This is a genomic window from Streptomyces sp. NPDC042638, from assembly GCF_040647235.1.
GTDB classification, from domain to species: Bacteria; Actinomycetota; Actinomycetes; order Streptomycetales; family Streptomycetaceae; genus Streptomyces; species Streptomyces rameus.
In genome coordinates, this window is sequence record NZ_JBEZBT010000007.1 from 220,237 (window position 1) to 233,531 (window position 13,295).

General features: G+C 69.2%; 16 protein-coding genes and 1 pseudogene. 9 read left to right on the forward strand and 8 right to left on the reverse strand.

Translation table 11 applies throughout. From position 1 onward, the window contains the following. Window positions 1-35: 35 nt before the first annotated feature. The 4 genes from rpsF (at window position 36) to rplI (ending at window position 1,755) form a co-directional block, all read left to right on the forward strand. The gene (gene rpsF / locus AB0B40_RS09195; RefSeq protein ID WP_070028831.1) at window positions 36-326 is read left to right on the forward strand and encodes a 30S ribosomal protein S6; all 291 of its coding nucleotides are present in this window, start codon (window positions 36-38) and stop codon (window positions 324-326) included. A 79-nt stretch (window positions 327-405) separates the two neighbouring features. Further along, the gene (locus AB0B40_RS09200) at window positions 406-996 is read left to right on the forward strand and encodes a single-stranded DNA-binding protein (protein WP_345058900.1); all 591 of its coding nucleotides are present in this window, start codon (window positions 406-408) and stop codon (window positions 994-996) included. A 57-nt stretch (window positions 997-1,053) separates the two neighbouring features. Beyond that, a complete protein-coding gene (gene rpsR / locus AB0B40_RS09205; RefSeq protein WP_003949403.1) occupies window positions 1,054-1,290 on the forward strand; it encodes a 30S ribosomal protein S18 in 237 nt (78 codons plus the stop codon). A gap of 18 nt (window positions 1,291-1,308) precedes the next feature. Next, window positions 1,309-1,755, forward strand: a complete 447-nt coding sequence (rplI, locus tag AB0B40_RS09210) for a 50S ribosomal protein L9 (protein ID WP_345058897.1) — start codon at window positions 1,309-1,311, stop codon at window positions 1,753-1,755. Window positions 1,756-1,934: 179 nt separating this feature from the next. On the opposite strand, the gene AB0B40_RS09215 is transcribed toward rplI, so the two are convergent. Beyond that, window positions 1,935-3,272 (reverse strand): MATE family efflux transporter, encoded by a 1,338-nt coding sequence (locus tag AB0B40_RS09215; protein ID WP_362263606.1) that lies wholly within the window; start codon window positions 3,270-3,272, stop codon window positions 1,935-1,937. Between the two features lie 481 nt (window positions 3,273-3,753). On the opposite strand from AB0B40_RS09215, the gene dnaB reads away from it, so the two are divergent. Further along, the gene (gene dnaB, locus AB0B40_RS09220; protein WP_345058893.1) at window positions 3,754-5,232 is read left to right on the forward strand and encodes a replicative DNA helicase; all 1,479 of its coding nucleotides are present in this window, start codon (window positions 3,754-3,756) and stop codon (window positions 5,230-5,232) included. Window positions 5,233-5,302: 70 nt separating this feature from the next. After that, on the forward strand, window positions 5,303-6,688 hold the full coding sequence (locus AB0B40_RS09225) for a serine hydrolase domain-containing protein (RefSeq protein ID WP_362263607.1): 1,386 nt from the start codon (window positions 5,303-5,305) through the stop codon (window positions 6,686-6,688). A 143-nt stretch (window positions 6,689-6,831) separates the two neighbouring features. Here AB0B40_RS09225 and AB0B40_RS09230 read toward each other — a convergent pair whose 3' ends face one another. Further along, window positions 6,832-7,284 carry a GNAT family N-acetyltransferase gene (locus tag AB0B40_RS09230; protein ID WP_345058889.1) on the reverse strand — a complete coding sequence of 151 codons (453 nt, stop codon included), beginning with the start codon at window positions 7,282-7,284 and terminating at the stop codon, window positions 6,832-6,834. A 9-nt stretch (window positions 7,285-7,293) separates the two neighbouring features. Continuing rightward, entirely contained in the window at window positions 7,294-7,752 is a 459-nt protein-coding gene (locus tag AB0B40_RS09235) for a MarR family transcriptional regulator (protein ID WP_345058887.1), read from the reverse strand. A 146-nt stretch (window positions 7,753-7,898) separates the two neighbouring features. Here AB0B40_RS09235 and AB0B40_RS09240 point away from each other — a divergent pair, with 146 nt between their 5' ends. Together AB0B40_RS09240 and AB0B40_RS09245 are read left to right on the forward strand one after the other, a co-directional pair. Then, a complete protein-coding gene (locus tag AB0B40_RS09240) occupies window positions 7,899-9,107 on the forward strand; it encodes an MFS transporter (protein ID WP_362263608.1) in 1,209 nt (402 codons plus the stop codon). A 117-nt stretch (window positions 9,108-9,224) separates the two neighbouring features. Then, the gene (locus AB0B40_RS09245; RefSeq protein ID WP_362263609.1) at window positions 9,225-9,644 is read left to right on the forward strand and encodes a heme-binding protein; all 420 of its coding nucleotides are present in this window, start codon (window positions 9,225-9,227) and stop codon (window positions 9,642-9,644) included. A gap of 73 nt (window positions 9,645-9,717) precedes the next feature. Here the strand turns inward: AB0B40_RS09245 and AB0B40_RS09250 are convergent, their stop codons facing one another. Next, the gene (locus AB0B40_RS09250; protein ID WP_345058881.1) at window positions 9,718-10,584 is read right to left on the reverse strand and encodes a GNAT family N-acetyltransferase; all 867 of its coding nucleotides are present in this window, start codon (window positions 10,582-10,584) and stop codon (window positions 9,718-9,720) included. Window positions 10,585-10,733: 149 nt separating this feature from the next. Here AB0B40_RS09250 and AB0B40_RS09255 point away from each other — a divergent pair. Next, window positions 10,734-10,832 (forward strand): annotated as a pseudogene (locus AB0B40_RS09255) (hydrolase); the annotation flags it as partial. A 5-nt stretch (window positions 10,833-10,837) separates the two neighbouring features. Here the strand turns inward: AB0B40_RS09255 and AB0B40_RS09260 are convergent. From AB0B40_RS09260 to AB0B40_RS09275, 4 genes are all read right to left on the reverse strand, one after another. After that, window positions 10,838-11,320, reverse strand: a complete 483-nt coding sequence (locus AB0B40_RS09260) for an NUDIX hydrolase (protein ID WP_345058879.1) — start codon at window positions 11,318-11,320, stop codon at window positions 10,838-10,840. 177 nt (window positions 11,321-11,497) lie between these two features. Beyond that, a complete protein-coding gene (locus AB0B40_RS09265; RefSeq protein WP_362263610.1) occupies window positions 11,498-12,646 on the reverse strand; it encodes a cystathionine gamma-lyase in 1,149 nt (382 codons plus the stop codon). Beyond that, entirely contained in the window at window positions 12,643-13,134 is a 492-nt protein-coding gene (locus AB0B40_RS09270) for a low molecular weight protein-tyrosine-phosphatase (RefSeq protein ID WP_345058875.1), read from the reverse strand. The genes AB0B40_RS09265 and AB0B40_RS09270 overlap by 4 nt, the downstream gene beginning before the upstream one ends. Before the next feature lie 7 nt (window positions 13,135-13,141). After that, window positions 13,142-13,295 (reverse strand): phage holin family protein (locus tag AB0B40_RS09275; RefSeq protein ID WP_362263617.1); only part of this gene is annotated, 154 nt, incomplete at its 5' end.

The window sequence follows — 13,295 nt, forward strand, 5'->3', positions numbered from 1 at the left end:
CCGTGGCCGCTGAGTCCAAAGGAGGTGGGTTCCACATGCGTCACTACGAAGTGATGGTCATCCTCGACCCCGATCTCGAGGAGCGCGCTGTCTCCCCGCTGATCGAGAACTTCATGTCCGTCGTCCGTGACGGCGGCGGCAAGGTTGAGAAGGTCGACACCTGGGGCCGTCGTCGTCTCGCCTACGAGATCAAGAAGAAGCCCGAGGGCATCTACTCGGTCATCGACCTGCAGGCCGAGCCTGCGGTCGTCAAGGAGCTCGACCGCCAGATGAACCTGAACGAGTCGGTCCTCCGGACCAAGGTCCTCCGCCCCGAGACCCACTGAGCTCTCCCGCTCAGCTGAGCTCGGGGATCCGAGTAGCAGCACCAAGCAGCCAGCAGCAAACCCGCCGAGAGGTTCCCCCATGGCAGGCGAGACCGTCATCACGGTCATCGGCAATCTTGTCGATGACCCCGAGCTGCGCTTCACCCCGTCCGGTGCGGCGGTCGCGAAGTTCCGCGTCGCGTCCACTCCCCGCACCTTCGACCGCCAGACGAACGAGTGGAAGGACGGCGAGAGCCTCTTCCTGACCTGCTCGGTCTGGCGTCAGGCGGCGGAGAACGTCGCCGAGTCGCTCCAGCGAGGCATGCGCGTCATCGTGCAGGGCCGGCTGAAGCAGCGGTCCTACGAGGACCGTGAGGGCGTCAAGCGAACGGTCTACGAGCTGGACGTCGAGGAAGTCGGCCCCAGCCTGCGCAACGCCACGGCCAAGGTCACCAAGACCGCCGGTGGCGGGCGCGGTGGCCAGGGCGGCTACAGCGGCGGTGGCGGCCAGGGTGGCGGCGGCTGGGGCGGAGGCTCCGGCGGCGGCCAGCAGGGCGGCGGCGCTCCCGCCGACGACCCGTGGGCGACCGGCGGTGCTCCCGCCGCCGGTGGTAACCAGGGTGGCGGCGGCTGGGGCGGAGGCTCCGGTGGCAGCGGTGGCGGCGGCTACTCGGACGAGCCCCCCTTCTAGGCCCTCGGGCCGAGGGTGGGTCGTACCCCAACTTCTTGATCACACAGGAGAAACATCATGGCGAAGCCGCCTGTGCGCAAGCCGAAGAAGAAGGTCTGCGCATTCTGCAAGGACAAGGTCACGTACGTGGACTACAAGGACACGAACATGCTGCGGAAGTTCATTTCCGACCGCGGCAAGATCCGTGCCCGCCGCGTGACCGGCAACTGCACGCAGCACCAGCGTGACGTCGCCACGGCTGTCAAGAACAGCCGTGAGATGGCGCTGCTGCCCTACACCTCCACCGCGCGATAAGGGAAGGGTGACCGACACATGAAGATCATCCTCACCCACGAGGTCTCCGGCCTCGGTGCCGCGGGCGACGTCGTCGACGTCAAGGACGGTTACGCTCGCAACTACCTGATCCCGCGGAAGTTCGCTATCCGCTGGACCAAGGGTGGCGAGAAGGACGTCGAGCAGATCCGTCGTGCTCGCAAGATCCACGAGATCCAGACCATCGAGCAGGCCAACTCTGTGAAGGCCCAGCTCGAGGGCGTCAAGGTCCGCCTGGCCGTCCGCTCCGGCGACGCCGGTCGTCTCTTCGGTTCCGTCACCCCGGCCGACATCGCCTCCGCGATCAAGGCTTCCGGTGGCCCCGAGGTCGACAAGCGCCGCATTGAGCTGACCGCTCCGATCAAGACCCTGGGCGCCCACGAGACGTCCGTGCGTCTGCACCCCGAGGTTGCCGCCAAGGTCAACATCGAGGTCGTCGCGGGCTGATCACCGCGTGATCGCCGCGCTCGCTTGAGCCGGTGAAAGGGGCCGCACCCATGAAGGGTGCGGCCCCTTTGCCATGACCGGCGTCGCCGCAGTGTCAGGGGTCGTCGCAGCGGCCTGTTTCACGTGAAACGGTCGGTGGGGGCTCGGGTGAAACGGTCGGTGGAGTTCCAGGGCAACGGTCAGCGGGTCGCGCCCGTCACGATCCAGCGGCCCGAGCGGCTCCGCAGCCACAGAGTCAGCATGCGGATCGCCATCATCAACGTCATCGCCACCCAGAGCGCGGTCAGGCCGCCGCCGAGCGTGGGAACGAGCAGGGCCGCCGGGGCGAACACCGCCAGAGTGACGACCATGGCCCCCGCCAAATACGGTCCGTCACCCGCGCCCATCAGGACTCCGTCCAGGACGTACACGATCCCGCAGACGGGCTGGGAGATCGCCACCAGCAGCAAGGCCGGCAGCGCGGTGTTCCTCACTACGGAGTCGCTGGTGAACAGCGGCAGGAAGAGCGGTCGCGTTACCACCACGAGCAGTCCCAGCACGACACCGGAGGCGATGCCCCACTGGACCATCCGGCGGCAGGCCTCGCGTGCCCCACGGGCGTCGCCCGCGCCGAGGTAGCGTCCGATGATGGCCTGCCCGGCGATCGCGATCGCGTCGAGCGCGAAGGACAGCAGGCTCCACAGGGACAGAAGGATCTGGTGCGCGGCGATGTCGGCGTCACCGAGACGTGCCGCGACCGCCGTGGCGATCATGAGGATCGCTCGCAGGGACAGCGTGCGGACCAGGAGGGGAACGCCGGCCTGAGCCGAGGCCCTGATACCGGCGGCGTCCGGCCGGAGGGAAGCGCCGTGTCTGCGGGCCCCGCGTACGACCACCGTCAGATAGACAGCCGCCATGCCGCACTGCGCGATGACCGTGCCCCATGCCGAACCGGCGATCCCCAGGGCGGCACCGTAGACGAGCCCCGCGTTGAGTCCGGCGTTGGCGACGAAACCGCCAACGGCGACGAAGAGCGGGGTCCTGGTGCGCTGCAGGCCGCGCAGTACCCCGGTCGCGGCCAGAACGACGAGCATGGCCGGGATGCCCAGCGCGGAGACACGCAGATAGGTGGTGGCGTAGGGGGCCGCGGTCGCGGAGGCGCCGAAGAGATCCACGATGCCGGGAGCCAGGGGCAGGACGACCGAGATGACGGCAGTGCCGAGCAGCAGCGCCAGCCAGATCCCGTCCATGCCCTGACGGATCGCCGCACGGAGATCGCCGGCGCCGACACGGCGTGCCACGGCGGCCGTGGTGGCATAGGCGAGGAAGACGAAGACGCTCACGGCAGTGGTGACGAGGGCCGAGGCGACGCCGAGACCGGCGAGCTGGGCGGTGCCGAGGTGGCCGACGATCGCACTGTCCGCCATGACGAAGAGAGGCTCGGCGACCAGCGCACCGAAGGCCGGAACGGCCAGCGCGACGATCTCTCTGTCGTGCCGCCGACGGGTGGCCTCGGGTATCTCTGGAGCCTGGGTCATGAGCTTCAATCTAATCGTCCACAGGTAAGTGATGCAAACGGATAGGGGTCCTTACTTCACGTCTTGGGCCGTGTCCTTTCGGGTACCGTTCGAAGCGATCTTGGTTCGACTGGGAAAGTTTTTCTTCTGCACAGCCAGTGGATCGCAAAGGTGCAGGTCAAGAGCTTGTTCCTAGCGAGATCGAGGGCTTGTTCACAGGGCTGTCCACCGGGTCGTGCACAGGTTTCGGCGAGTTCTCCACAGCATCGGGGCCGTCGTCCACATGGCCTGTGGATAACCAGATTGGCTGACGGTGCCGACGGGCCTACCGTTGTCCGGCGCCCGCTCCTTCTCCCGGCCCGGCACGCGTCCTTCGTCCGGCCCGGGAACCGTCACAAATCCGACGCGCCAGAACCGGAGTTGGGCCTCTTATTTGTCAGTGTCGTGCCGTACAAAAGAGGCCACGGCGAGGTCCGCCGTGCGGACGGGAGGAGGTGGCTCGGTGAGCATTTCCGAGCCCTTGGACGATCCGTGGGCCGACAGCGGGCCCAGTGATCGTCTGCCGGCTTCCCGTCGGCGCGGTGACGGCGGCCGGGGCCGTGACGAGCAGCACGACCGGGGCCGGGACAGCGGGAGCTGGGACGGCGCGGGCTCCTCCTTCGAGCGGGTACCGCCCCAGGACCTGGACGCCGAGCAGTCCGTGCTGGGCGGCATGCTGCTGTCCAAGGACGCCATCGCCGACGTCGTGGAGATCCTCAAGGGCCACGACTTCTACAAGCCCGCGCACGAGACGATCTACCAGGCCATCCTGGACATCTACGCCAAGGGTGAGCCGGCCGACCCGATCACCATCGCCGCCGAACTCACCAAGCGCGGTGAGATCAACAAGGTCGGCGGTGCCGCGTATCTGCACAGCCTCGTCCAGACCGTACCGACGGCGGCCAATGCCGAGTACTACGCGGAGATCGTCCATGAACGGGCGGTCCTGCGCCGCTTGGTCGAAGCCGGCACACGCATCACGCAGATGGGATACGCGGCCGACGGAGACGTGGACGAGATCGTCAACCGCGCCCAGGCCGAGATCTACGCCGTCACCGAGCAGCGCACCAGCGAGGACTACCTCCCGCTCGGCGACATCATGGAAGGCGCCCTCGACGAGATCGAGGCGATCGGCTCACGCAGCGGCGAGATGACGGGCGTGCCCACCGGCTTCACCGACTTCGACTCGCTGACGAACGGTCTCCACCCCGGTCAGATGATCGTCATCGCGGCGCGTCCCGCCATGGGTAAGTCGACCCTCGCACTGGACTTCGCGCGGGCCGCCTCCATCAAGAACAACCTTCCGAGCGTCATCTTCTCGCTCGAGATGGGCCGCAACGAGATCGCGATGCGTCTGCTGTCCGCCGAGGCGCGAGTCGCCCTCCACCACATGCGGTCCGGCACCATGACCGACGAGGACTGGACGCGGCTCGCCCGCCGCATGCCGGACGTGTCGGCCGCGCCGCTGTACATCGACGACTCCCCGAACCTGTCGATGATGGAGATCCGGGCCAAGTGCCGGCGCCTGAAGCAGCGCAACGACCTGAAGCTGGTCGTCATCGACTACCTCCAGCTGATGCAGAACGGTGGCTCCAAGCGTGCCGAGAGCCGTCAGCAGGAGGTCTCGGACATGTCCCGTAACCTCAAGCTGCTCGCGAAGGAGCTGGAGATCCCGGTCATCGCGCTCTCCCAGCTCAACCGTGGCCCGGAGCAGCGCACCGACAAGAAGCCGATGGTCTCCGACCTGCGTGAGTCCGGCTCCATCGAGCAGGACGCCGACATGGTCATCCTGCTGCACCGCGAGGACGCCTACGAGAAGGAGTCGCCGCGCGCGGGCGAGGCCGACCTGATCGTCGCCAAGCACCGAAACGGCCCCACCGCCACGATCACGGTCGCCTTCCAGGGCCACTACTCCCGTTTCGTGGACATGGCCCAGACCTGATCCGCCCGCACGTCACGGGTCCACGGCAAATGGATTCGACGCCCGCCGCCGCAACAGGTGGACTGGGCCCATGACGACAACTCAGCAAGCGCTGCTCCCGGGCACACAGCGTGCCCTGCTGCACCGGATCGCCGTGGCACAGACCGACGGGCGGGCTCCGTCGCTGGTCGCCGCCGTGGTCCGGGACGGCCAGGCCGTGTGGCACGGGGCGCGTTCCTCGGTGGAGGGGCAGGTACCCGACGAGAGCGTGCAGTACCGGATCGGGTCCATCACCAAGACCTTCACCGCCGTCCTGGTGATGCGCCTGCGCGACGAGGGCCTGCTTGATCTCGCCGATCCGCTGGAGAAGCATCTGCCGGGCACAGGCGCGGGAGAGGCGACGATCGCGGACCTGCTGGCCCATACGGCCGGGCTGCCGGCCGAATCGCCTGGGCCCTGGTGGGAACGGACGCCCGGTTCGCTGCGGCCCGAGCTGAGCGACGTCCTCGGGGAGCAGCCCCTGCTGCATCCCGTCGGCCGGCGGCACCATTACTCCAACCCCGGTTACACCGTGCTGGGCGCCCTGGTGGAGGAGTTGCGCGGTGCTCCCTGGGAGGAGGTGCTGCGTGACGAGATCCTGGCACCGCTCGGCCTGCGCCGGACGAGCGCACAGCCCGAGCCACCGCACGCGGGCGGCTGGGCCGTGCACCCGTGGGCCGATGCGATGCTGGCCGAGCCGATGGAGGACCTGGGCCGGATGGCGCCGGCCGGCCAGCTCTGGTCGACCACAGGGGACTTGGCGCGGTTCGCCGCGTTCCTGGCGCGGGGGGACGACCGGGTCCTGAGCGCGCGGTCAGTACAGGAGATGCGTACCCCGGCGGCGCCGGCCGAGGCCGCGGACGTGGTGGACGGGGTCACCTACGGCCTGGGCATGCAGCTCCAGCGCCGTGACGGCCGGCTGCTCGTCGGGCACTCCGGTTCGCTGCCGGGCTTTCTGGCGAACCTGACCATCAGTGTGGAGGACGACGTGGCCGCGGTGGTGCTCGCCAACTGCACCAGCGGACCCCTGCTGGGCGCCGTGGGAGCGGACCTCGTCCGGATCGTCGCCGAGGCCGAGCCCCGTATCCCGGAGCCCTGGCGGCCACTGCGGGAAGTCGATCCGCTGGTTCTGGAGCTGGTGGGGCAGTGGTACTGGGGTACCCACGCCTTCGGGCTGCGTGCGGGCGCCGACGGCCTTCTCGCGCTGGCACCGCTGAGCGGCGGCGGCCGTAGGGCCCGCTTCCGCGCGAACGGCGACGGCACCTGGTCCGGCCTGGAGGGCTACTACGCCGGTGAGGTGTTGCGGCCGGTACGACGCCCGGACGGTTCCGTGAGCCACCTCGACCTCGGCTCGTTTGTGTTCACCCGGCAGCCGTACGACCCCGGGGCCCCGGTGCCCGGTGGTGTGGACCCCGAGGGGTGGCGGGGGATCGGCTAGGCGGTGCATGTCCGGAGTGGGTGTTTCACGTGAAACACCCCTTGGGTCATTCCGGCGTTCCGGTGCTCCGGCGGCCCGGCGTGGGTCTCAGCGCCGCCGTGCCGTCGGGGCGGGTGACCCTTCGGGTTCCTTCGGGTCAGCGGTCACAGGCGGAGCTTAAAGCCCTCGTGCGAGGCCGTGAAGCCCAGCCGCTCATAGAAGCGGTGGGCGTCGGTGCGCGTCTTGTCGGAGGTCAGCTGCACCATCTGGCAGTCGAGCCGCCGGGACGTGTCGATCGCCCACTCGATCAGCCGGCCGCCCAGCCCGCTGCCCCGTTCGTCGGCGTGGATGCGCACGGCCTCGATGAGGGCGCGGGTGGCTCCCTTGTGCGAGAGGCCGGGGATGATCGTGAGTTGCAGGGTCCCGATCACGCGGTTCTCACGAACGGCGACGACGACATGCTGGTTCGGGTCGGCGGCGAGACGTTCCAGCGCGGTCCGGTACGGCGTCAGATCGTCGGGTGATTCGCGCTGGGCACCGAGCGGATCGTCGGCGAGCATCGCGACGATCGCCGGAAGGTCTTCGGCGGTCGCGGGGCGTATGTCGAGATCTCCCATGCACGCACCCTACGTGGCCACGTTCAGCGACTCCACGACCCGGACCAGCGGAGCCAGTTCAGGGCTCTTGGCGGCGTCGTCCAGGGCTTCTCGCAGTGCGGCGTCGTTGGTCGGCCGTGCCTCCTCCAGCAGGTGCAGGCCGGCCGCGGTGACGTTGGTGTAGATGCCCCGCCGGTCCGTGGGGCACAGGTAACGCTCCAGCAGGCCGCGGTCCTCCAGCCGGGTCACCAGTCGGGTGGTGGCGCTCTGGCTGAGCACCACCGCGTCGGCAACCTGCTTCATCTGCAGATGTCCGCCCTCGCCTGCGTGCTGCCTGCTGAGCACGTCCAGCAGGGAGTACTCGCGCACGCTCAGGTCGTGCCCGGCCTGTAGGGCGCGCTCGATGTGCGCCTCGATCCTTCCGTGCAGCGCAGAAAGGGCGCACCAGCCCTGGGCGAGGGCAGTGAGTGCAGGGTCCGTCGCTGTCATCGGCGTTTTCCTCCGTCCCGGAAACGGCTGCACCACAAGAGTAGAGCACTGCCGCAATAGTCGGCGCTTGTACTTAGCCCGCGTCTGCAACTATTGTGAGCGAACGCAAAGCGCTCCTGCAATCGTTTGGGAAGGTGTACCCCCTCATGCCTCTCGCGCTTCTGGCCCTCGCGATCGGGGCCTTCGGAATCGGGACGACCGAGTTCGTGATCATGGGCTTGCTGCCCGAGGTCGCGGGTGACTTCGGGGTCTCCATCCCCACGGCCGGACTGCTCGTGACCGGCTACGCGCTCGGCGTGGTCATCGGCGCCCCGCTGATGACAGTGCTCGGTACGAAGGTCCCGCGCAAGCGGATGCTGATGCTGCTGATGGGCCTCTTCATCGCCGGAAACCTGCTCTCCGCCGTGGCTCCCGCGTTTGCGATCATGCTGATCGGGCGGGTGATCGCCTCCCTCGCCCACGGTGCCTTCTTCGGCATCGGCTCGGTCGTGGCGGCCGAGCTGGTCGCACCGGAGAAGAAGGCCGGCGCGATCGCCATGATGTTCACCGGTCTGACCATCGCCAACGTCGTCGGCGTCCCGCTGGGCACGCTCATCGGGCAGAGCATCGGTTGGCGCGTCACCTTCGGCATCGTCGCCGGCCTCGGAGTGATCGGTCTCGCCGGTATCGCCAAGCTCGTTCCCGAGCTGCCGCGCCCGGAAGGCGTACACCTCCGGCACGAGCTGGCCGCCTTCAAGAACACCCAGGTCCTGCTCGCCATGGCGATGACCGTCCTCGGCTTCGGCGGCGTGTTCGCGGCCATCACCTACATCGCGCCGATGATGACCCACATCGCCGGTTTCGCCGACGGCTCGGTCACCTGGCTCCTGGTCCTGTTCGGACTCGGCATGGTCGGTGGCAACCTCATCGGCGGAAAGTTCGCCGACCGGGCCCTGATGCCCCTGCTGTACGTCTCCCTGGGTGCCCTGGCCGTCGTCCTGGCGCTCTTCACGCTCACCGCCCACAACAAGATCGCGGCTGCGGTGACCATCGCGCTGATCGGCGCCCTGGGCTTCGCCACCGTCCCGCCCCTGCAGAAGCGCGTCCTGGACCAGGCACACGGCGCCCCGACCCTCGCTTCCGCAGTGAACATCGGCGCTTTCAATCTGGGCAACGCCCTGTCCGCCTGGCTCGGCGGCATGGTGATCGCGGCCGGCTTCGGCTACACGGCCCCCAACTGGGTCGGTGCCGCCCTCGCCGCTTCCGCCCTGGTCCTCGCCGTCCTCTCGGCCACGCTGGAACGCCGCGACCGGACGCAGAGCGGTGCGGTCTCCTCCGCGACGCCGGCCGGGCAGCGGACACCCGTCCACCACTGACCCCCTCGCACTGCGGGCCCCCACCAGTCACCCCGCAGACGCCCATGCCGGGGCCTTCCCTCGGTACGGCAAGCACTCCCTGCAGCATCCCTACAGCACCACAAAGGAGACACCTCCATGAGCACCACCGCAGTCACCCCGCTCACCACCGAGGACGCCGAGCTGCTCGTTGCCACGGCCCGCCGGGCGGCCGAGGACGCCGGAGTCACCGTCAGCGTCACCGTCCTGGACGCAGGTGGCCACCTGCTCGCCTTCCGCCGGGACGACCGGGCCGTGCTGATCTCCGGCGAGACCAGTACCCGTAAGGCCTACACGGCCTTCCAGCTGAACGCGCCCACGGCCGACCTCGTCGACGCCGTCCTGCCCGGCGGCCCCTTCCATACGCTGCCCACGGCCCTCGACCGGCCCCTGCTGTTCATCGCGGGCGGCGTTCCCGTCCACCGGGACGGCCGGCTGATCGGTGCGATCGGTGTCGGCGGCGGCTCGCCGGACCAGGACCATGGCTTCGCCGCCGAAGCCGTGCAGGCGCTCGTCTGACGAAGTCGGCCTCCATGGCCCCGGTGCCCCGCCGCTTCGAGCGGCGGGGCACCGACGTGCGTCTTACGAGGGCTTAGCCGGCGGCGACCGTCAGCGGCGCGAACCGCCGGCTCCAGTCTCCCGGAAGGTCCGTGATGCCGTAGGTCATCACCGAGTTGAAGGCCACCGAAGTCAGCCCACGTTCCTTGGCCCAGGCCAGCAGCTCTTCGTGACGCACGTCGATGTCGGTACGCAGAGGACGCTCTGTGCGGGCCGCCAGTGAGGCGATGAGGGCCTTGGCGGTCTCCGTGTCCCGGGCGATCAGCGGGCCGACGACATGGGTGTCCATGTTGGGCCAGGCGGCGGCGTAGCCGATGAGCCGGCCGTCCTCCTCGGCCACCCGCAACTGGTCGGCGAAGGCGGGCAACCGGGTGATGAGAGGTGTGCGGTCGGTGCCGAACACCTCCTCGTCGAGGCGCAGGATCGCCGGCAGGTCTTCCGCGGTGGCAGCGCGCGTGACGGCCCCGGAGTCCGGGCCGCCTGGAGTGAAACGGCCCATCAGCATCTCTGCCCGGCCCACGGCCTTGAAGCCGAGTTCCTCGTAGAGGGGGCGGCCGTTGGGAGTGGCGTGCAGGGTGAGCGGAGTGTTCCCCATGCTTGATACGACGTGTTGCATCAGGCGGCGTCCGACACCCAGGCGGGCATGACGTTCGGCGACCAGCACCATGCCGATCGCGCCGAGATCCGGCCGCCCCCATCCGCCGTACTCCGTGACCACGCACGCGGCGACGAGACCGCCGTCGGGGTCATCGATGCCGAATCCCTTCCCGGCTGTGAGGAGGAAGCCCCACTTGTGCTCCTCGCGTGGCCACCCCCGGTCTTCGGACAGGTCGGCGCAGGAAGTCAGATCGCGAAGCGTCAGACGACGGATGGGCAGAGTGGCGAGGGAAGGAGTTGACACGCAGGTCAGGCTGTCCGACCGGCACCCCCGCCGTCCACCCGTTTCGCGGCAGACGCACGTGCTTTTGGCCATCTCGTGGCCCTGTGCGCAGTCCACGGGCCGCAGCGCTGTTTCACGTGAAACAGCGGCGTCCGACGTGTTCCGAAGCCATGGCGAGACTCCATCTCGTCGACTTTGACAGCACGTCGTTGCGCGGGACAACGGCGCCGGTGGAGACTTCGCGCCAGTTGAGCCTGGAGGCCGAGTCGCCGGGTCACCCGAGGTCGGGGGCGTGCATGGCGCGCACTCCCTCGATGTTCCCGTCCAGGTAGTGGCGCAGGGACAGCGGGACGAGGTGCACGGAGGCGATGCCCACGCGGGTGAAGGGAATGCGGACGATCTCGTACTCACCGGCCGGCTCGTCCACTTCCGGGCCGTGGCGCTGGGCCGGGTCCATGGACTCCAGTCGGCAGACGAAGAAGTGCTGCACCTTCACACCGGTCGCGCCACCGTCCTCGCCGATGTGCTCCACCGTGTCCACGAAACACGGCACCACGTCGGCGATCTTCGCGCCGAGTTCCTCGTGCACCTCCCGGTGCAGGGCGTCCACGACGGTCGAGTCGCCGGGCTCGACCCCGCCACCGGGAGTGACCCAGTAAGGGTCGACGCCGGGCTTGGTGCGCTTGATCAGGATCAGGTCGTCACCGTCCAGGAGAACGGCACGGGCGGTGCGCTTGACCACGGGTCGGACGGTCATGGGAGAAATGTGGCCCGGCTGGTTCCACGTGAAACATCGCAAAGCGCCACGACGTGAGCGCACAGCGTGCACCCCGCCCGAAAGGGACGCATTCGGGCGGACCAGGGTGACGACCATGGCGTGATTCTCGGGAGGCTCGGACCGCCCCGACGGCATGGGTGGTGGACGCGGAAACGCCTACTCGGCGGACTCGTCCAGGGCGTGCAGGATGTCGGCCACCAGATCCTCGGGATCCTCCGCGCCGACGGACATGCGGATGAAGCCCTCCGGGACGGCGTCCCCGCCCCAGCGCCGGCGGCGTTCGGCCGTGGACCGAACCCCGCCGAAGCTCGTCGCGTCCTCCACCAGGCGCAGGGCCGCGAGAAAGCGCTCGGCACGTGCACGAGTGGGCAGCGTGAACGAGACGACACAGCCGTAACGGCGCATCTGCTGCGTCGCGATCTTGTGCGAGGGGTCGTCGGCCAGGCCCGGATAGCGCAGGTCGCAGACCTCGGGCCGCTGCCGTATCGCCTCCGCGACGGCGAGAGCGGTGGCGTTCTGCCGGTCGACGCGCAGCTGGAGCGTGGCGATGGACCGGTGGGCGAGCCACGCCTCCATGGGCCCGGAGATCGCGCCGACGATCTTGCGCCAGCGGCGTACGGCGGCCATCGCCTCGGCGTCCCGGCCGGTGACGTAGCCCAGCAGGACATCACCGTGGCCGGTGAGCTGCTTGGTACCGCTGGCCACGGAGAAGTCGGCACCCAGCTCCAGCGGGCGCTGCCCGAGCGGAGTGGCGAGGGTGTTGTCGACGGCCACCAGCGCGCCACACGCGTGTGCCGCCTCTGCCAGCCGCCGGATGTCGCACACGTCGAGCCCGGGGTTCGACGGGGACTCGATCCACAGCAGCCGCGCCCCGTCCAGCAGGTCCAGCTGGGCGTCGCCGCCGGTCGGCGCGGTGCGTACCTCGATGCCGTACGCCTCCAGCTGGGCGCCGACCATCGGCAGCACCTGATAGCCGTCGGAGGGCAGCACGACGGCGTCCCCGGCGCGCAGCTGGGAGAACAGCACGGAGGAGATGGCCGCCATACCGGAGGCGAACACCAGAGTCTCGACGTCCTCCCGGCCGGGTGCCTCCAGCTCGCCGATGGCCCGCTCCAGCAGCGTCCAGGTCGGGTTGTCGTCACGGCCGTACAGGTACGGTCCCGTCACTTCGCCGGGCAGGTGGAAGTGCGCCGCGAAGACCGGTCCGGGCAGGGTCGGCTCGTGCTTGACCGGTGCGGGCAGACCCGCCCGCACCGCGCGCGTACCGTCGCCGGTACGGTCCTCGTCCTTCGTGCCCTCGCTCATGCGGCCCGTCCTTCCAGCTCTTCCCGTACGGCGGCGAGCAGGCCGGTGCTCGCCGCCTCCACCCTCTCAAGGCACTCCTCGAAGCCCTCCCGGCCCCCGTAGTACGGGTCGGGTACGTCGAGGTCGTCGCCGGCGGCCGGGTCGTAGGACGACAGCAGGCGGATCTTGCGCGCATCCTCCTCGGTGGGTGCCAGCCGCCGCAGGGCCCTGAGGTGACCGGTGTCGAGGGCTATCACCAGGTCGAGGCGGGCGAACCACGCCGACTGGAACTGACGGGCGGTGTGCGCGCTGTCGTAACCGTGTTCGTCCAGGACCGAGACGGTGCGCGGGTCGGCCGGCTCGCCTTCGTGCCAGCCGCCGGTTCCGGCGCTGTCGGCCACCACCAGACCCTCCAGCCCGGCCTCCGCCACACGCGCGCGGAAGACGGATTCGGCCATCGGGGAGCGGCAGATGTTGCCCGTGCACACGAAGCAGACGCGGTAGGTCATCGTGTGCTCAGTCCTCGTCCGGCAGGATCACGTGCAGGGCCCAGGAGACGACGGAGACGATCAGACCGCCGAGGACGGCCGTCCAGAAGCCCTCCACATGGAAGCTCAGGTCGAGCTTGCCGCAGACCCAGGAGGTCAGCAGCAGCATCAGCGCGTTCACC